The organism is Modestobacter sp. VKM Ac-2978, from assembly GCF_026968025.1.
Classification (GTDB): domain Bacteria; phylum Actinomycetota; class Actinomycetes; order Mycobacteriales; family Geodermatophilaceae; genus Modestobacter.
The window spans coordinates 412,224-428,199 of sequence record NZ_JAPVBP010000003.1; the positions used below are offsets into that span (position 1 = coordinate 412,224).

Sequence of the window (15,976 nt, forward strand, 5' to 3'; positions counted from 1 at the left end):
GCGCCGAGCTCGACGCCGCCGCTGCTGCGAGCCGACGCCGCGGTCGCCGCCGTCCGCGACTTCCTCCGCGACGAGTACGCCCCGCAGGCCGAGGGCACCCCCGACGCGGTCGGCCGCGAGCGGTACGCCCGGTTCGCCCGCTCGTGGAACGGCTCGGACCTCGGCACCGGCACCGGGCTGGAGGAGGCCTACGCCTGGGGCTGGGCCGAGCACCAGCGGATCCTGGCCGAGCAGCGCCTCGAGGCCGAGAAGGTGCTCCCGGGGGCCACCCCGATGGAGGCGATGCGCTGGCTGACCGAGCACGGCGAGGCCGTCCAGGGCGTGGAGCCGGTCCGGCAGCGGCTGCAGGCGATGATGGACACCGCGATCGAGGCCCTCGACGGGGTGCACTTCGACATCGCCGGCCCGGTGCGCCAGGTGGAGGCGATGATCGCCCCGCCGGGCAGCGCCGCGGCGCCGTACTACACCCGGCCGACCCAGGACTTCTCCCGTCCCGGCCGCACCTGGCTGCCGACGCTGGGCCGGGAGCGCTTCCCGCTGTGGGACCTGGTCTCGACCTGGTACCACGAGGGCGTCCCCGGTCATCACCTGCAGCTGGCGCAGTGGGCGTACGTCTCCGGTGAGCTGTCGTCCTACCAGACCTCGCTGGGGTCGGTCGGGGCCAACGTCGAGGGCTGGGCGCTCTACGCCGAGCGGTTGATGGACGAGCTGGGCTTCCTGACCGACCCCGGGGCCCGGCTGGGCTACCTGGACGCGCAGCAGATGCGCGCCGTCCGGGTGGTGGTCGACATCGGCATGCACCTGGAGCTGCCGATCCCCGACGACGCCGAGGGCGCCGTTGCGGCGCACCGGGGCGAGCCGTGGACGCCGGAGCTGGCGCGCGCCTTCTTCGGGGAGAACTGCGGCCGGGACGCCGACTTCCTGGACAGCGAGCTCGTGCGGTACCTCGGCATGCCCGGGCAGGCGATCAGCTACAAGCTGGGGGAGCGGGCCTGGCTGGCCGGCCGGGAGGCGGCCCAGCAGGCGCGGGGCGCCGACTTCGACCTGAAGGCCTGGCACATGGCCGCGCTCTCCCAGGGCAGCCTCGGCCTCGACGACCTGGCCGCCGAACTCGCCCAACTCTGACCCGCTGGGCGACAGAAATGGCCATTTCTGTCGCCTAGCAGTCGGGGGCGTCGGGTGGGGTGGGGTTGACCTGGTCGGCGTCCCAGGTGGTGCGCTGGCCGGGAGCCGCGGGGACGACCTCCAGGCCCTCGACGGCGAACAGCTCGGCGATGCAGGCGGCGCTGCCCCCGACGTAGGTGCTGACCAGGTCGATGTCGGTCACCACGCACCAGGCGCGGTCGGCCGGCCACCACAGGTTGGCGCTCTGCTCGAACGGCTCGGCGGCCATGTTCTGTGCGGCCAGCTCGATCGGTCCGTTGATCAGCCAGTACTCGCGGTCGGGGAGGCTCAGCGTCGGGTGGTCGGTGATGACGGCGCCGCCCTGGGCCACGGCGAACCAGCACACGTCGGGGGTCGTCGTCCAGCGGGACAGCACCGCGACCAGGCGTTCGGCGACCGGGGCGGGGAGGTGGCCGCGGGCAGGAGCGCCGTGCCACAGCGGCGACTGGTCGTCGTTCTCGAAGTACTCCATCGCGCCGGTGACCGAGCCCCACTGCATCAGCGGGTGCACGGTGGTGCCGTTGGCGGCTGCGACGGAGGCCCAGGGGACCTCGACGTCGTCGTCCCCCACGTACCGCACGGCGGGGTGGAAGACCCGGGCGATGGCCTCGAAGGAGGAGGGGACCAGCGCGGCCACGGTTGCCGGCGTGGCGGACGCGGCGGACTCGGCGAGCCAGATGCCGGCCGAGGTGTCCAGGGCGACGGAGCGACCGGTGAACTGCACGCCCGACCCCTCCCCCCAGACAACGGACAACCCCCGGGCTGCTCCGCGGCGCTGTACCCACCGTGGTGGGGAGCGACTCACGGGCCGACTGGACAACGTCGGCAGCCCGGGGGTCGGGTGACTGTCCGGTTCTCGCCTGCCGCCATCGACGGACGGGCGGGAGTGCCGTCGCTCAGGTGCTGTGGGTCTTCCACAGGTTCTGAACGGGCGGCCCATCTGGACGGCGGCTAGCGGACAGCCACCTCACGTGTCCTGTAAGTCATCAACTTCGGGACCACCTCCTCTCTCGTGTGCCACGACGGTACGACGCGGACGAGGGCTCGGCAACGACCTTTTCTCAGGTGTCGGACGACGGGCCGGCGGTGCGCCCGGGCGGGGGCGTGCCCTTCCAGTCCGGGTCGTGGGTCGCCTTGTCGTCGACGGTGCGGACCTGCCGGCCGTCCTCGGTCTGGTAGACGTCGGGCACGCCGTCCGCGTTGAGGTCCTCGGTCTCCTCCAGGGCGATCCGGCGGTAGCGGCGGTCGCGCGACTTGAGCAGGATCGAGGCCAGCGCGGCCGCCGTCAGGGTGCCGACCAGGACGCCGACCTTCACGTGCTCGTCGCGCAGCGAGCCCTCGCCGTAGGCGAGTGCGCCGATGAGCAGCGAGACGGTGAACCCGATCCCGGCGAGCATGGACAGGCCGATGACGTCGGGCCAGCCCAGCGACTCGTCCAGCTCGGCGCGGGTGAAGCGGGACACCAGCCAGGTGGCGCCGGTGATGCCGAGCGTCTTGCCGGCCACCAGGCCCACGACGATGCCGATGGCGACCGGGTCCGACAGCGACTCGACCAGACCGGAGAAGCCGCCGATGGTGACGCCGGCGGCGAAGAAGGCGAACACCGGGACGGCGAACCCGGCGGAGATCGGGCGGATTCGGTGCTCGAGGTGCTCGGCCAGGCCGGGGCCCGCGTCCGGGCCGCCGGCGGCCTGGCTGCGGACGACCGGCACGGTGAAGGCGAGCAGCACCCCGGCGACGGTGGCGTGCACCCCGGACTCGTGCATCAGCACCCAGGTGATGACCGCGAGCGGGATGAGCAGCCACCAGGAGCGGATCCGCTTCTGCACCAGGAACCCGAAGACGGCGAGCGGGACCAGCGACAGCAGCAGCGGCGTGATCGCCAGGTCGGAGGTGTAGAAGATCGCGATCACCGTGATGGCGAGCAGGTCGTCGACCACGGCCAGGGTCAGCAGGAAGGTGCGCAGCGCGGTGGGCAGGTGGGTGCTGATCACCGCGAGGACGGCGAGGGCGAAGGCGATGTCGGTGGCCGTCGGGATGGCCCAGCCGCGCAGTGCGCCGTCGCCGGTGCCCAGGTTCACCAGCACGAACAGGACGGCGGGGACCACCATGCCGCCGACGGCCGCGGCGACCGGCAGGGCCGCCCGCCGAGGGTCACGGAGGTCGCCGGCGACGAACTCCCGCTTGAGCTCGAGCCCGACCACGAAGAAGAAGATCGCGAGCAGCCCGTCGGCCGCCCAGGTGCCGAGGGTGAGGTCCAGGTGCAGCGACTCGGGGCCCACCCGGGTGTCGCGCAGCGCCTCGTAGGACTCCGCCCAGGGCGAGTTCGCCCAGACCAGGGCGATCACGGTGCCCACCAGCAGGAGCGCCCCGCCGATGGTCTCCTTGCGGAGGATCGCGGCGATCCGCGTGGCCTCCGGGTAGGACCCCCGGCTGAACAAGCGGGCGGGTGTGGTCACGTGGCGGCTCCGTTGTGCAGGGTCGGGAAGAGAGTTGCCGACCAGACTTCCCGGCGCACCTCGGAAGAGATTACCGGGCCAGCAGCTCGCGCACCCGCTGGGACGACCCGGCATCTCCCCGGGACACCCCGTCCAGCCGGGTGACCGTGGCGGCGCCCCGGATGCCGGACAGCAACCAGACCGCGTCGGCGGCCTGCAGGTCCTCGACCGAACCGGCGGTCACGGCGGTCGGCCACCCGGCGGCCTCGGCCCGCTCGAACAGCCGGGCCTGGGTGGTCCCGGCCAGGATGCCGGTCTCCACCGGCGGGGTGTGCAGCCGGCCGCCGGCGGCCCAGACGACGGTCGAGGTCGGGCCCTCCAGGAGCCGGCCCTCCACGGAGGTGAGGACGACGTCGTCCGCGCCGACCGCGTGCGCGTGCCGCAGGGCGGCCATGTTCATCGCGTAGGAGAGCGTCTTGGCCCCGCCCAGCAGCCACGGGGCGGTGGCGCGGGCGTCGGCGGGCACGCCCAGGGAGAGGCTGACCACCGCGATGCCCTCCTCGCGCTGTCGCAGCGTCTCCGCCGGCACCGGGGCCAGCAGGGCCAGCAGCGTCGGTGGGGTGCCGTCCCCGAGGCCGCGGGTGAGCAGGACCCGGCAGGCCCCCTCGACGTCGGCCGGCCAGTCGGCGACCCCGGCCGCCACCACGGCCCGGACGGCGTCGTCCCCGGGGTGGGCGAGCTCCATGATCGACGCCGAGCGGCGCAACCGGGTCAGGTGGGCGTCCAGGTGCGGGGTCGTCCCGCCGGTGACCAGCACCGACTCGAAGACGCCGTCGCCCCGCCCCAGCCCCAGGTCGAACCCGGTCACCACCGGTTCGTCCGGGGCCACCACCGTCGCTGCGCCGTCCCGCCAGACCACGACCCGCGCGTTCGTCACGGCGTCCACCCTGCCGTACCGGCGAACTAGGCTCGGCACCGTGTCCGGACCGGAGAGCGCGCCGCCGTTGGCCGCCGAGCTGCGGGCTCGCGGTCTGCGGCTGACCAGCCAGCGACAGCGGGTGCTCGCGGCCGTCGCCGCGCTGGAGCACGGCACCCCGGAGGAGATCGGCGCCCGGCTGCGGGCCGAGGCCGGCCCGGACGGCGCCGCCCCGGACACCTCGACGGTCTACCGCACCTTGGAGCTGCTCGAGCGGCTCGGCCTCGTCTGGCACACCCACCTGGGCAAGGGCGCACCGATCTACCACGCCGCCCAGCACCCGCACCTGCACGTCGTGTGCCAGTCGTGCGGCGAGATCCACTCGGTCGACCCGGAGCTGCTCGACAGTGCCGCGGAACGTCTGAGCGCCCAGCTGGGTTTCACCCTGGACGTGGGCCACGTGGCGCTGTCCGGCACCTGTCGAGCCTGCGCGGAGAAGGAGAACGCATGAGCTCCCCCCTGTTGCAGCGCCCCGGTGCCGTCGCCCTCGACCTCGAGGGGGGTGGCTCGGTCGCGGCCCACTACGGCGAGCCGCTGCCCGAGCAGCGCCGGCTGGCCGAGGGGGCCGGTCTGGTCGACCGCAGTGACCGGGACGTCGTCGCCGTCCCCGGCCCCGACCGGCTGAGCTGGCTGCACGACCTCACCTCGCAGCACCTGCGCGCGATGCCCGACGGCACCGGCACCGAGGCGCTGTTCCTGGACCCGAACGGCCGGGTCGAGCACCACGCCGTGCTGGCCGAGCTGGCCGGCACCACCTGGGCCGACGTCGAACCGGGCACCGGTGCGGCGCTGACCGCCTGGCTGCAGAAGATGCGGTTCATGCTGCGGGTCGAGCCGGAGCTGCGCACCGAGGGCTGGGCCCTGCTCAGCCTGGTCGGGCCGCAGGGCGACGCGGTGCTCACCGCAGCCGACTGGCCGGTGCCGTCCGAGGTGCACGAGGTGGCGCCGTTGGCGGACGGCGGCTGGGTGCGCCGGATGCCGGCGATCGGCGACGGGACGGCGGCGGTCGTCGACCTGCTGGTGCCGCGGGCCGAGGTGGCCGCCCGGGCCGACGCCCTGCTGGCCGCCGGTGCGGTGCTCGCCGGCCTGGACGCCTACGAGGCGCTGCGGGTCGAGGCCCGCCGTCCGCGCGCCGGGATCGACTCCGACTCCCGCACCATCCCCAACGAGCTGGTCTGGCTGGACAGCGCCGTGCACCTGGAGAAGGGCTGCTACCGCGGCCAGGAGACGGTCGCCCGGGTGCACAACCTCGGCCGCCCGCCGCGCCGCCAGGTGCTGCTGCACCTGGACGGGATGAGCGAGGTGCTCCCCGCGCCGGGCAGTCCGGTCACCGCCGGCACGCGTGAGGTCGGCCGGGTGGGCAGCGTGGTCCGCCACCACGAGCTGGGCGTGATCGGGCTGGCGCTGGTCAAGCAGTCAGTGGCACCCGACGCCGACCTGCGGGTCGGGGAGGCCGTCGCCGTCATCGACCCCGACGACGCCCCGGCGGCACTCGACGACACCCGGGCGGCGGCCCGCGACCGCGTGCGCGCGGTCCGGTCTGCGACGATCGGCCGGTGAGCACTCCGGTCGGCGTCCAGGGCACCCTGCTGACCCTGGCACCGACCGGCGCCGAGTCGGCCAAGGCCGACGTCCCGGCGCTGCCGGTCACCGTCGACGAGGTGGTCGGCAGCGCCCGCGACTGCCGGGCCGTCGGCGCCGCCGTGCTGCACCTGCACGTGCGCGGCACCGACACCCGGCCGACGCTGGACCTGCCCCGGGTCCGCGAGGTCGTCGCCGCCGTCCGGGAGAGCACCGACCTGGTCGTGCAGCTCTCCACCGGCGGCGCGGTCACCGACCCGGCCGAGGCGCGGCTGGCGGTGCTGGACGCCGAGCCGGACGCCGCCTCGCTCTCCCTGGGCACGGTCAACTTCGGCCGGGACGTTTTCTACAACCCCTGGGACCTCATCGTCGAGCTGCACACCCAGATGCAGCAGCGCGGGATCGTGCCCGAGTACGAGGTGTTCGACCTGGGCCAGCTGACGACCCTCTCCCGGTTGCTCGACCGGCACGGGCCGCCCGCCGGCGGGCACGTGCACGTCGACCTGGTGATGGGGGTGCCCGGCGGCATGCCCGGGACGACGGCGGCGCTGGCCGCCTGCCTGCCGTTCCTCCCGCCCGGGGCCACCTTCGCCGCCACCGGCGTGGGCCGCACCTCGCTGCCGGTGATGCTGGCCGCGCTGTCGGCCGGCGGCCACCTGCGGGTCGGCATGGAGGACACGCTGACCTATGCCCCCGGCGAGCCGGTGCGCGACAACGCCCAGCTGGTCGCCCGCGCGGCCGGGCTCGCCCGGATCGCCCAGCGCCCGCCGCTCACCCCGACCGAGGCCCGGCAGCTGCTGGGCATCACGCGCGTCCCCACCACTGCGGAGGTCTCCCGATGACTGTCCCCTCTCCCGCCGGCGGCGCCGGCGTCGACGAGCTGCTCGACCCGTCCTTCCTGGACGGGGTCGACGAGCTGCCGATGACCGAGGTCCGCGCGCTGCGGCACCGCGCCGAGCAGGAGGAGGTCAACCTCTCCTACACCCGGCGGCTGCTCCAGGGCCGGCTGGACATCGTCCGGCGCGAGCTGCAGCGCCGGGCCGAGCACGACGGTCGCTCCCTGGTCGACCTGCTGCCGGAGATCCTGTCGGAGAAGGGCCGTGGCCCCGCGCACGGGCTCGGCCGGCACCAGACCGTCCAGCCGACGTCCCCGGAGCAGTTCGAGACCTGGGTGAACGGGCTGGCGCCGGGGGTCGACCTGTCCGACGTCCCGTCCCTGCCCGACGACCAGCTGGAGCAGGCCGCCCGGGCGCTGGGCGAGGGGGAGCGGACGCTGTCCGAGCGGCGCCGCGGCGTGCAGCAGGTGATGGACACCGTCGCCGGTGAGCTGGCCCGCCGCTACCGCGAGGGCCTGGCCGACGTGGCGCAGCTGCTGGCCGACGAGTCCCGGCACCGCGCCTGATGGGTGACCGCCTGAGCCAGTGGGCCGACGAGCCCGTCCTGGTCGAGGTGTGGCGCGCCGGCCTCGGGGTCGACGTGCTCGAGTCGGTGCACCGTGGCGCGCTGGTCGTGCTCGGTGCCGACGGCGCACCGCTGCTGGAGGTCGGCGACGTCGCCCGGCCGGTGCTGCCGCGCTCGTCGAACAAGCCGGTGCAGGCCACCACGTACCTGCAGGCGGGCTGGCAGCCGCGGGACGACCGGGAACTGGCCATCGCGGCCGCCTCGCACAACGGTGAGGACGAGCACCGCACGCTGGCCGGCGAGCTGCTCGCCGCCGCCGGGCTGGGCCCCGACGACCTGGGCTGCCCGCCGGCGCTGCCGCAGCACGAGCGGACCCGCGCGGAGTGGCTGGTGGCCGGCCGGGCGCCGGAGCGGCTGGCGATGAACTGCTCGGGCAAGCACGCGGCGATGCTGGCCGCCTGTGCCGCGGCCGGCTGGCCGACCGCCGGGTACCTGGACCGCGAGCACCCGATCCAGCAGGCGATCGAGGCACGGCTGGGCGAGGCCGCGGGGGAGCCGGTCGCGGCGGTCGTGGTCGACGGGTGCGGCGCGCCGCAGCACGCGATCTCGCTGACCGGGCTGGCCCGCGGCGTCCTGTCGCTGGTGCAGGGAGAGCCCGGGACGCCGGGGCGTCGGGTCGCCGACGCGATGCGCGCGCACCCCTGGCTGGTGGCCGGCACCGGCCGGGAGGACACCGAGCTGATGCAGGCGGTGGACGGTCTGCTGGTGAAGGGCGGGGCCGACGGCGTGCACGTCGCGGCGCTGCCGGGGGCCGGGGCGGTCGCGTTGAAGCTGGACGACGGCGGGGACCGCGGCCGGGCGCCGGCGCTGGCTGCGGGGCTGCGGCGGCTGGGGGTGCCGGCGGAGACGCTGGCCCGGTGGCTGGTCACACCCGTGACCGGCGGCGAGGGCGTGGTGGGCGAGGTCCGGGCGGCCGCGGTCCTCAGTGGCGCGAGCCGCTAGCAGTCTGCTTGCAGGAGCTAGCGCATTGGGTTAGCGTGGGGCTGTGCAGCGACCCACGGAGTTCGTCCGGGAGCAGGTGACCGCGGTCCGCGAGAGCGTGGCGACCGCGGCCGCCGAGGCCTCGACCGTGAACACCACCGTCAGCTCCTCGGTGGGTGAGTTCATCCGCACCCAGCGCAACGCCGCCGAGGTGTCGCTGCGCGAGCTGTCCCGCCGGGCCGGTGTCAGCAACCCCTACCTGTCCCAGGTCGAGCGCGGGCTGCGCAAGCCCTCCGCCGAGATCCTGGCGCAGATCGCCCGCGGCCTGAAGATCTCCGCGGAGACGCTCTACGAGCAGGCCGGGATCCTCGACCGGCGGTCCGGCACGGCCAGCACCGTGGCCGCCCTGCGCGCCGACGAGGCGCTCTCCGAGCGGCACAAGGCCGTGCTCCTGGAGCTGTACGAGACCTACACCCGGGAGCACGCCGCGCAGCTGGCCCGCGAGCAGGCGGCCGCTCCCACCACCACCGCACCCACCCCCACTCCCCAGGAGGAGACGGCATGAGCCGCACCGACACCCTGAAGCACCACGGCGAGACCTTCGTCCGCACCGGCCTGCTGGCCGCCCTCGGCGCCGGCGACGTCGCGGTCGACCGTGCCCGCACCGTCGTGGGCACCTTCCGCTCCCGCGCCGAGGCACTGCCCGGCGAGGCCCAGGTGCAGGCCGACCTGGCCAGCAAGGAGGCGCGCAGCCGCGTCGAGGCCGCCCGCGCCCGCGCCGCCCAGGCCGCGGCCGAGGCCCGGGTCCGTGCCGAGCAGGCCCGCGGGGTCGCCACCACCGTCCGCCCGGAGACCGTGCTCGGCACCGTCACCGGCCTCGTGGAGAGCGCCCGCACCCAGACGCTCGGCGCGATCGAGGAGCTGGCCGGTCGCGGCGAGAAGGTCGTCGACGACCTCCGCACCCAGCCGGCGTTCCGCAAGGTCGTGGCCCGTACCGAGCGGGCCGTCGACGCTGTCGAGGACACCGTCGAGGACGTGCTCGAGGAGACCGGCGAGACGATCGGCAAGGCCTCCGACGAGGTCACCTCGGTCGCGCAGAAGGCCAAGTCGCGCACCGACAAGGCCGTCGACGCCGTCGAGGACACCGTCGAGGACGTGCTCGAGGAGACCGGCGAGACGATCGGCAAGGCCTCCGACGAGGTCACCTCGGTGGCGCAGAAGGCCAAGTCGCGCACCGACAAGGCCGTCGACGCCGCGCAGCAGGAGACCCAGGAGGTCGCCGACTCGGCCAAGCGCAGCGCTCGGGAGACCACCGCCCCGGCGAAGAAGGCCCCGGCCAAGAAGGCGGCCGCCAAGCGCACCACCAAGGCCACCCCGGCGACCGTCGCCCCGGTGATGTCCGAGGGCACCACGCTGCCCGACCCGCTGGCCGTCCCGGCGAAGAGCACCGACGCCACCAGCTGACACAGAGCTGAGCACAGCGCCCCGGCCCCCGCACTGCGGGTGCCGGGGCGCAGTGCTGTCACCGGCGAGGGGTCAGGGCCGGCGGGTGCCGCGAGGGTCGAGGCGCCGCCGCGGGGCTCGGCGCGCCTATCCTTCTGACATGGCTGGCATCGACGGGCTCATCAACCTCGTCGTCTTCTACGCGACCCTCGCCCTCGCGGTGTGGGCCTTCATCGACGCGATCATCCGACCGGCCGCCGCGTTCGTCGCGGCGGGAAAGCTGAGCAAGCCCGGCTGGATGGCGATCACCGGCATCGCGACGCTGGTGCTCCTCTGGCAGGGGCCGCTGAGCTTCCTCGGCCTGCCGGCCGTGATCGCCGCGGTCGTCTACCTGGTGGACGTGCGGCCTGCGGTGCGCGAGCTGCCCCGGGGCAACTCGAACTGGTGAGCTCTCACCGCCCCAGGACGGGGCGGGGTCAGTACCGGTCGTCGCGGGGCATGACCACCCACAGTGCGAGGTAGGCGATGAACTGCGGGCCCGGGAGCACGCAGGAGACGACGAACGCCACTCGAAGACCGGTGCGGGACAGGCCGAAACGGCGGGCCAGACCGGAGCACACCCCCGCGATGACCTTGTGCCGGGTGTCGCGGGTGAGCCGTCGGGATGCGGGAGCATTCATGGGCCGACCCTAGGCCGGGGGCCGGGCAGGTGCACACCCCCAGGTGCTCAGTCGAAGATGCCGGCCGGCGGCGGGGGCGAGGGCTCGGCCACGGCGTCGCTCACCGGCACGGCCTGCCCCACGAAGCGGTCCAGCTCCGCGCCGCTGACCACCCGGGAGGGCATCGGGTCACCGGCGCACCGGCGGGTGAGCCCGGCGATCGGCAGCTCGGCTGCGGACGCGACCGCCACGGTGTTGCCGAACCGGCGCCCGCGCAGCGTGCCGGGCTCGGCGAGCAGGGCGACGTGGCCGAAGACGGCCCGCAGGGTCGCCGCCTGGGCGCGGGCGAAGCGCAGCGGCGGGCCGTCGGAGACGTTCCAGGCCGTGGTGCCGCCGGGGCGCAGCACCCGGGCCACGTCGGTGGCGAACTCCACCGTGGTCAGGTGGGCGGGGGTCCGGGCCCCGGCGAAGACGTCGACCAGGACGACGTCGGCGCTGGCGTCGGGCAGCGCGGCCAGCCCGGCCCGGGCGTCGATCCCCCGGACCCGGACGCGGGCGTTCCGGGGCAGCGGCAGCTCGCGGCGCACCAGCTCGGTGAGCGCCTCGTCGAGCTCCATCACCCGCTGCGCGGACCCGGGGCGGGTCACCGCCACGTAGCGGGGCAGCGTCAGCGCACCCCCGCCCAGGTGCACCACGTCCAGCGATCGGCCGGGTTCGGCGACCAGGTCGAGCACGTGCCCCATCCGCCGCACGTACTCGAACTCCAGGTACGTGGGGTCGGTCAGGTCGACGTGCGACTGCGGGGTGCCGTTGACCAGCAGCTGCCAGGAGCCGTCCCGGTCGGCGTCGGCCAGCAGCTCCGCCGTCCCGCCGCCCACCTCGGTGGCGCCCGGGAGTGCGGTGAGGTGCCCGCGGTCGCGTCGGCCCACGGTCAGCGGCCCCGCAGCAGGGCCTCGGCGGCCCGGTCACCGTGCACGGTCACCTCGGCCGGGCGGCCCCACAGGTGCAGGAGCAGCCGGGCCGCCGTCCCGGACAGCTGGGCGTCGGCGTCCGCGGTGGCGCCGTCGGTGCACCGGACGGCGCCGTCGGCGACCTCCACGGTCCAGCCGCGCTCGAGGTCGGTCGCGGTGACGCCGACCGACGTCCGGGCGGTGAGCAGCGGGGCGGTGTGCTGCCAGCGGGGGAGCACGACGGCCAGCAGCTCGTCGACGCCGTCACCGGCCAGCACCGGGTCGACGGGAGCGTGGTCCAGGGACGCGGCCGCCTCCAGGTCCTGCCGGTGGACGGTGTGCTCGTGCGCCTGCCGCCGGGCCCAGTCGCGGGCGGTGCGGCCGGCGGCCGGGCTCATGTGCCAGGCGGGCGCATCGGGGTCGGTGGTGCGCAGCGTGGCGACCAGCTCGGTGAGGCCCAGGGCGTACCAGCCGTGCAGGTCGTCGTGCGGCGGGGCGATGCCGCTGTAGGAGCCCGGCGGACGGGTGGAGCCGGCCCGCAGGATCCCGGTGACCCAGCGGTGCACGGCACCGAGGTGGGCGATCAGGTCGCGGGCCGTCCAGCCGGCCACCCAGGGCACCTCGGTCTGCAGCCCACCGGCGGCCGCGGTGCGCCCGGCGTCCAGCTCCTGGGCGAGCACCCCGATCCGCTCGCCGTCTCCCACGACGGCGGCGATGCACCGGTCGTGCAGCTCGTCGGGGCTGAGCAGGGGGGCGGGCACCTCGTCATCGTGCCGCACGGCGCGGGTCAGGTCGGCGCGACCGCCGACCAGCGGACGCTGACCTCGCCGTGCTTCCACCGCCGGGTGGGTCCGACCAGCGGCCAGCCGGCGTCGGCGAGGGACTCGACCGCGGCGGCCCAGCGCTGCCGTGGGCCGAACGTCGACAGCCCGGCCGCGGAGGCCCAGGCGGTGTCGAAGGCGGTGAGGAAGGCGTGCACCGGCTGCCCCGGCACGTTGTGGTGGATCAGCGCCTTGGGCAGCCGCTCGGCCAGGTCGGAGGGGCGCTCCAGGTCCGACACCCGGGCGGCCAGGGTCAGGGTGAGCGGGCCGTCCTCGTCCAGGGCCACCCAGGTCGCTCGTCGTCCCCACTCGTCGCAGGTGCCCTCGACCAGCAGCCCCCCGGGTGCCAGCGCGGCGCGCATCGTGTCCCAGGCCCGGCCGGCGGACTCCTCGTCGTACTGGCGCAGCACGTTGAACGCCCGCACCAGCACCGGGCGCAGGCCGGCCAGCTCGAAGCCGCCGAGCCGGAAGTCCACTCGCGGCGGGTCGCGGTCGTCGGCCACGGCGGCCACCCGCTCGGGGTCGATCTCCAGGCCGACCACCTCGAGCCGGTCGACCTCCGGGGCGAGCCGGTCGACCAGCTCCAGCGTGGTGACCGCCGACGCCCCGTAGCCGAGGTCGACGACCAGCGGCCGGGCGGCGTCGCGCAGCCGGGCCACCTGGGTGGCCACCAGCCAGCGGTCGACCCGACGGAGCCGGTTGGCGTTCGTGGTGCCCCGGGTCGGCAGCCCGAGGGCGCGGGCGCGGCCCGCCGCCAGCCGGGGGGCCTTGCGGACGGGCGGCAGCGACGCACGTTGGGTGTGGTCGCTCACGGTGCACGAGGTTAGTCGTGGCGCCGATTACCGTGGTGGCGTGCAGGTACGCCATGACGCCCAGCTGGCGGACCTGACGACCCTCGGGGTCGGCGGTCCGATCGAGCGGTTGGTCGAGGTCACCGGCCGCGACGAGCTGGTCGCCGCCGTCCGGGACGCCGACGACGCCGCCCGCCCGCTGCTGGTGCTCGGCGGCGGCTCGAACATCGTGGCCCCGGACACCGGCTGGCCCGGCGACGTGGTGCTGGTGCGCACCCGGGGCATCTCCCGCACCGACACCGCCGACGGCGTCGAGCTCGAGGTCGAGGCCGGTGAGCCCTGGGACGACCTGGTCGCGCACACCGTGGCCCAGCAGCTGGCCGGGATGGAGGCGCTGTCCGGCATCCCCGGCTCGACCGGCGCCACCCCGGTGCAGAACGTCGGCGCCTACGGCCAGGAGGTCGCGGCGCTGATCACCTCGGTGCGGGTGTACGACCGGTCCGCCGGGGCCGAGCGGGTGTTCCTCCCCGCCGAGCTGGGCTTCGCCTACCGGGACAGCCGGCTCAAGTCCCAGCCCGGCGCGTACGTCGTCCTCTCGGTGACCTTCCTGCTGCGGGCCTCGGAGCAGTCGAGCCCGGTCAGCTACGCGGAGCTGGCCAAGGCGCTGGGCGTCGAGCTGGGGGAGACCGCGCCGCTGGCCGCGGTGCGGGACGCCGTGCTGGGCCTGCGCCGCGGCAAGGGGATGGTCTGGGACCCGGCCGACCCCGACTCGCGCAGCGCCGGGTCGTTCTTCACCAACCCGGTCGTGCCGGTCGGCACCGCGGTGCCCGAGTGCCCGTCCTGGCCGGCCGGGATCGGTGCCGACGGGGCCGCGCAGGTGAAGCTGAGCGCGGCCTGGCTGGTGCAGCACTCCGGCTACGGGAGGGGCACCCGCGCCGGGAAGGTCGGGACGTCGTCGCGGCACAGCCTGGCGCTGACCACCGAGCCCGGCGCCACCGCCACCGAGCTGATGGCCTTCGCCGACCGGGTGGTCGCTGCGGTGCGGGAGCAGTTCGGCGTCACCCTGGTGCCCGAGCCGACCGCGGTGCGCCCGTGAACCCGGCCGAGTCCCTGCAGCTGGGCGCCCTCTACGACGCGCTGCGCACCCCGGCCCCCATGCCGGCCGACCCCGCCCAGCTCAGCGGCTGGATGGCCCGGGTCGAGGCGGACGCCGCACTGTCCGGGTTGATCTCCCGGGTGCTCAACTCCGGCAGCGCCGCCTCGGCCGAGGTCGCCGACGCGCAGGCGCTGTTCGAGAAGAGCGGCACCGCCGCCGACCCGGCGCGGGTGGCCCGCGCCTACGACCTCCTGCACCGCAACGCGGACTAGGACAGTGCCCGGGAGAGCGTGACCTGCTCCTCGGCGTAGCCGAGCCGGGCGTACAGCTCCCGCGCCGAGTGGTTGGCGCTGCCGGTGTCGAGGGTGACCCGGTGCAGCCCGCGGGAGCGCGCCCATGCCTCGACCGCAGCGACCAGCAGGGTGCCGACGCCGCGGCGGCGGGCGCCGGGCGCGACCACCAGCTCACCCAGGTAGACCTCGCGCTCGCCGCTGAAGTGCCGCCGCGCGCTCGCCCCGGCGAACCCGAGCACGCCCTCCTCGGCGCTGGTGGCGACCAGCAGCACGTGGTCGTCATCGGCGGCGGCCCGGCAGGCGTCGACCACCCAGCTCGCCGCCGCGGCGGCCGCGCCGTCCGCGGGTCGCCACGTCGCGATCCCGGCAGTGAGCTCGCCGGCCAGCGCCTGCACCGCGTCGTGGTCGGCGGGGACGGCCGGGCGGATCGTCAGTGGGAGACCCTGCACGGGCAGATCATGTCGGACGGGGACGTCTCGATGAAGGGGATCGGCTGCCGACGTCGAGATCCGGCTGGGTGCTGGGTCGGTGGGCCCGGAGACAGCGCTCAGCCGGATCTCGACGTCGTCCGGGGCGGTTCTCAGTCGGACTCGCGGTGCACCTTGTGCTGGGCGGCCTGCGCGCGGGGCCGGACGACGAGCAGGTCGACGTTCACGTGGTGCGGCCGGGTGACCGCCCAGGCGATGCAGTCGGCGACGTCGGCGGCGACCAGCGGCTCGCGCACCCCGCGGTAGACGGTGTCGGCCTTCTCCTGCGACTTCGTGCGGTTGAGCGAGAACTCCTCGGTCTTGACCATCCCGGGCGCGATCTCGACCACCCGCACCGGCTCGGCCACGAGCTCCAGCCGCAGCGTCTCGGCCAGCGTGTGCACGCCGTGCTTGGCCGCGGTGTAGCTCGCCCCGCCCTCGTAGCTGACCAGCCCGGCGGTCGAGCCGACGAACACCAGGTCGCCGGCGCCCGAGGCCCGCAGAGCCGGCAGCAGTGCCTTGGTCACCCGCACCGTCCCCAGCACGTTGACGTCGTAGGTGCGCTCCCAGGAGTCCAGGTCGGCGTCGGCGACCGGGTTGCTGTCGAAGGCGCCGCCGGCGTTGTTCACCAACACGTCGACCCGGTCGAGCCCGTCGGCGAGGGCGGCGACGGAGGTGGGATCGGTCACGTCCAGCTGCACCGCCCGGCCGCCGATCCGCTCCGCCAGCTCGGTCAGCCGGTCGATGCGGCGGGCCGCCAGCACGACGGAGAAGCCGTCAGCCGCCAGCCGTTCGGCGGTCGCGGCGCCGATGCCGCTGGAGGCGCCGGTGACGACGGCGACGCGGCCCGACCCGGCGGAGGGGGCGCTGGAGGACGACGGGGCGACGGGGCTGGACATGTGCCCATCCTGGCGC

General features: G+C 75.2%; 20 protein-coding genes. 11 read left to right on the top strand and 9 right to left on the bottom strand.

Annotated features, from left to right (window positions below; translation table 11 throughout):
* Window positions 1-24: 24 nt before the first annotated feature.
* The gene (locus O2W53_RS09630) at window positions 25-1,125 is read left to right on the top strand and encodes a DUF885 domain-containing protein (RefSeq protein ID WP_269163061.1); all 1,101 of its coding nucleotides are present in this window, start codon (window positions 25-27) and stop codon (window positions 1,123-1,125) included.
* Window positions 1,126-1,159: 34 nt separating this feature from the next.
* On the opposite strand, the gene O2W53_RS09635 is transcribed toward O2W53_RS09630, so the two are convergent.
* The 3 genes from O2W53_RS09635 to O2W53_RS09645 form a co-directional block, all read right to left on the bottom strand.
* On the bottom strand, window positions 1,160-1,888 hold the full coding sequence (locus tag O2W53_RS09635) for a hypothetical protein (protein ID WP_269162835.1): 729 nt from the start codon (window positions 1,886-1,888) through the stop codon (window positions 1,160-1,162).
* Window positions 1,889-2,225: 337 nt separating this feature from the next.
* Window positions 2,226-3,623, bottom strand: a complete 1,398-nt coding sequence (gene nhaA, locus O2W53_RS09640; protein WP_269162836.1) for a Na+/H+ antiporter NhaA — start codon at window positions 3,621-3,623, stop codon at window positions 2,226-2,228.
* A gap of 70 nt (window positions 3,624-3,693) precedes the next feature.
* Window positions 3,694-4,539 (bottom strand): aminotransferase class IV, encoded by an 846-nt coding sequence (locus tag O2W53_RS09645; RefSeq protein ID WP_269162837.1) that lies wholly within the window; start codon window positions 4,537-4,539, stop codon window positions 3,694-3,696.
* A 40-nt stretch (window positions 4,540-4,579) separates the two neighbouring features.
* Between O2W53_RS09645 and O2W53_RS09650 the strand changes: the two genes are divergently transcribed.
* The 8 genes from O2W53_RS09650 to O2W53_RS09685 all read left to right on the top strand — a co-directional run bounded on the left by O2W53_RS09650 (window position 4,580) and on the right by O2W53_RS09685 (window position 10,432).
* Window positions 4,580-5,029 carry a Fur family transcriptional regulator gene (locus O2W53_RS09650; RefSeq protein ID WP_036336768.1) on the top strand — a complete coding sequence of 150 codons (450 nt, stop codon included), beginning with the start codon at window positions 4,580-4,582 and terminating at the stop codon, window positions 5,027-5,029.
* Window positions 5,026-6,138, top strand: a complete 1,113-nt coding sequence (gene ygfZ, locus O2W53_RS09655; RefSeq protein WP_269162838.1) for a CAF17-like 4Fe-4S cluster assembly/insertion protein YgfZ — start codon at window positions 5,026-5,028, stop codon at window positions 6,136-6,138. Before O2W53_RS09650 ends, ygfZ begins: the two co-directional genes overlap by 4 nt.
* The gene (locus tag O2W53_RS09660) at window positions 6,135-7,001 is read left to right on the top strand and encodes a 3-keto-5-aminohexanoate cleavage protein (RefSeq protein WP_269162839.1); all 867 of its coding nucleotides are present in this window, start codon (window positions 6,135-6,137) and stop codon (window positions 6,999-7,001) included. The genes ygfZ and O2W53_RS09660 overlap by 4 nt, the downstream gene beginning before the upstream one ends.
* The gene (locus O2W53_RS09665; RefSeq protein WP_269162840.1) at window positions 6,998-7,561 is read left to right on the top strand and encodes an RsiG family protein; all 564 of its coding nucleotides are present in this window, start codon (window positions 6,998-7,000) and stop codon (window positions 7,559-7,561) included. Before O2W53_RS09660 ends, O2W53_RS09665 begins: the two co-directional genes overlap by 4 nt.
* Entirely contained in the window at window positions 7,561-8,562 is a 1,002-nt protein-coding gene (locus tag O2W53_RS09670) for an asparaginase (protein WP_269162841.1), read from the top strand. The genes O2W53_RS09665 and O2W53_RS09670 overlap by 1 nt, the downstream gene beginning before the upstream one ends.
* A gap of 43 nt (window positions 8,563-8,605) precedes the next feature.
* On the top strand, window positions 8,606-9,106 hold the full coding sequence (locus O2W53_RS09675; RefSeq protein WP_269162842.1) for a helix-turn-helix domain-containing protein: 501 nt from the start codon (window positions 8,606-8,608) through the stop codon (window positions 9,104-9,106).
* Window positions 9,103-10,005, top strand: a complete 903-nt coding sequence (locus tag O2W53_RS09680; protein ID WP_269162843.1) for a hypothetical protein — start codon at window positions 9,103-9,105, stop codon at window positions 10,003-10,005. The genes O2W53_RS09675 and O2W53_RS09680 overlap by 4 nt, the downstream gene beginning before the upstream one ends.
* Window positions 10,006-10,144: 139 nt before the next feature.
* Complete coding sequence (locus O2W53_RS09685; RefSeq protein ID WP_269162844.1) at window positions 10,145-10,432, top strand: DUF2516 family protein; 288 nt, start codon at window positions 10,145-10,147, stop codon at window positions 10,430-10,432.
* 28 nt (window positions 10,433-10,460) lie between these two features.
* Here O2W53_RS09685 and O2W53_RS09690 read toward each other — a convergent pair whose 3' ends face one another.
* Genes O2W53_RS09690 through O2W53_RS09705 form a run of 4 tightly spaced genes read right to left on the bottom strand, consistent with a single transcriptional unit; the run spans window position 10,461 to window position 13,226 of the window.
* On the bottom strand, window positions 10,461-10,664 hold the full coding sequence (locus O2W53_RS09690) for a PspC domain-containing protein (protein WP_269162845.1): 204 nt from the start codon (window positions 10,662-10,664) through the stop codon (window positions 10,461-10,463).
* Between the two features lie 47 nt (window positions 10,665-10,711).
* Window positions 10,712-11,572: a spermidine synthase gene (locus tag O2W53_RS09695; RefSeq protein WP_269162846.1), complete on the bottom strand. Its 861-nt coding sequence runs from the start codon at window positions 11,570-11,572 to the stop codon at window positions 10,712-10,714.
* 2 nt (window positions 11,573-11,574) lie between these two features.
* Entirely contained in the window at window positions 11,575-12,354 is a 780-nt protein-coding gene (locus O2W53_RS09700; protein ID WP_269162847.1) for a maleylpyruvate isomerase N-terminal domain-containing protein, read from the bottom strand.
* A gap of 26 nt (window positions 12,355-12,380) precedes the next feature.
* Window positions 12,381-13,226: a class I SAM-dependent methyltransferase gene (locus O2W53_RS09705; protein WP_269162848.1), complete on the bottom strand. Its 846-nt coding sequence runs from the start codon at window positions 13,224-13,226 to the stop codon at window positions 12,381-12,383.
* A 40-nt stretch (window positions 13,227-13,266) separates the two neighbouring features.
* Here O2W53_RS09705 and O2W53_RS09710 point away from each other — a divergent pair, with 40 nt between their 5' ends.
* Both O2W53_RS09710 and O2W53_RS09715 read left to right on the top strand, forming a co-directional pair.
* Window positions 13,267-14,301: a UDP-N-acetylmuramate dehydrogenase gene (locus O2W53_RS09710; RefSeq protein ID WP_269162849.1), complete on the top strand. Its 1,035-nt coding sequence runs from the start codon at window positions 13,267-13,269 to the stop codon at window positions 14,299-14,301.
* Window positions 14,298-14,573: a hypothetical protein gene (locus O2W53_RS09715; protein WP_269162850.1), complete on the top strand. Its 276-nt coding sequence runs from the start codon at window positions 14,298-14,300 to the stop codon at window positions 14,571-14,573. The genes O2W53_RS09710 and O2W53_RS09715 overlap by 4 nt, the downstream gene beginning before the upstream one ends.
* Here O2W53_RS09715 and O2W53_RS09720 read toward each other — a convergent pair.
* Together O2W53_RS09720 and O2W53_RS09725 are read right to left on the bottom strand one after the other, a co-directional pair.
* Window positions 14,570-15,043 carry a GNAT family N-acetyltransferase gene (locus tag O2W53_RS09720; RefSeq protein WP_269162851.1) on the bottom strand — a complete coding sequence of 158 codons (474 nt, stop codon included), beginning with the start codon at window positions 15,041-15,043 and terminating at the stop codon, window positions 14,570-14,572. The two genes, O2W53_RS09715 and O2W53_RS09720, sit on opposite strands and share 4 nt — an antisense overlap.
* A gap of 131 nt (window positions 15,044-15,174) precedes the next feature.
* Window positions 15,175-15,960 carry an SDR family oxidoreductase gene (locus O2W53_RS09725; protein WP_269162852.1) on the bottom strand — a complete coding sequence of 262 codons (786 nt, stop codon included), beginning with the start codon at window positions 15,958-15,960 and terminating at the stop codon, window positions 15,175-15,177.
* Window positions 15,961-15,976: the final 16 nt, after the last annotated feature.

Coding starts and splice junctions, on each gene's coding strand:
- ygfZ (WP_269162838.1), top strand. CDS start 5,026: ATGAGCTCCCCCCTGTTGCAGCGCCCCGGTGCCGTCGCCCTCGACCTC.
- O2W53_RS09665 (WP_269162840.1), top strand. CDS start 6,998: ATGACTGTCCCCTCTCCCGCCGGCGGCGCCGGCGTCGACGAGCTGCTC.
- O2W53_RS09670 (WP_269162841.1), top strand. CDS start 7,561: ATGGGTGACCGCCTGAGCCAGTGGGCCGACGAGCCCGTCCTGGTCGAG.
- O2W53_RS09680 (WP_269162843.1), top strand. CDS start 9,103: ATGAGCCGCACCGACACCCTGAAGCACCACGGCGAGACCTTCGTCCGC.
- O2W53_RS09685 (WP_269162844.1), top strand. CDS start 10,145: ATGGCTGGCATCGACGGGCTCATCAACCTCGTCGTCTTCTACGCGACC.
- O2W53_RS09690 (WP_269162845.1), bottom strand. CDS start 10,664: ATGAATGCTCCCGCATCCCGACGGCTCACCCGCGACACCCGGCACAAG.
- O2W53_RS09725 (WP_269162852.1), bottom strand. CDS start 15,960: ATGTCCAGCCCCGTCGCCCCGTCGTCCTCCAGCGCCCCCTCCGCCGGG.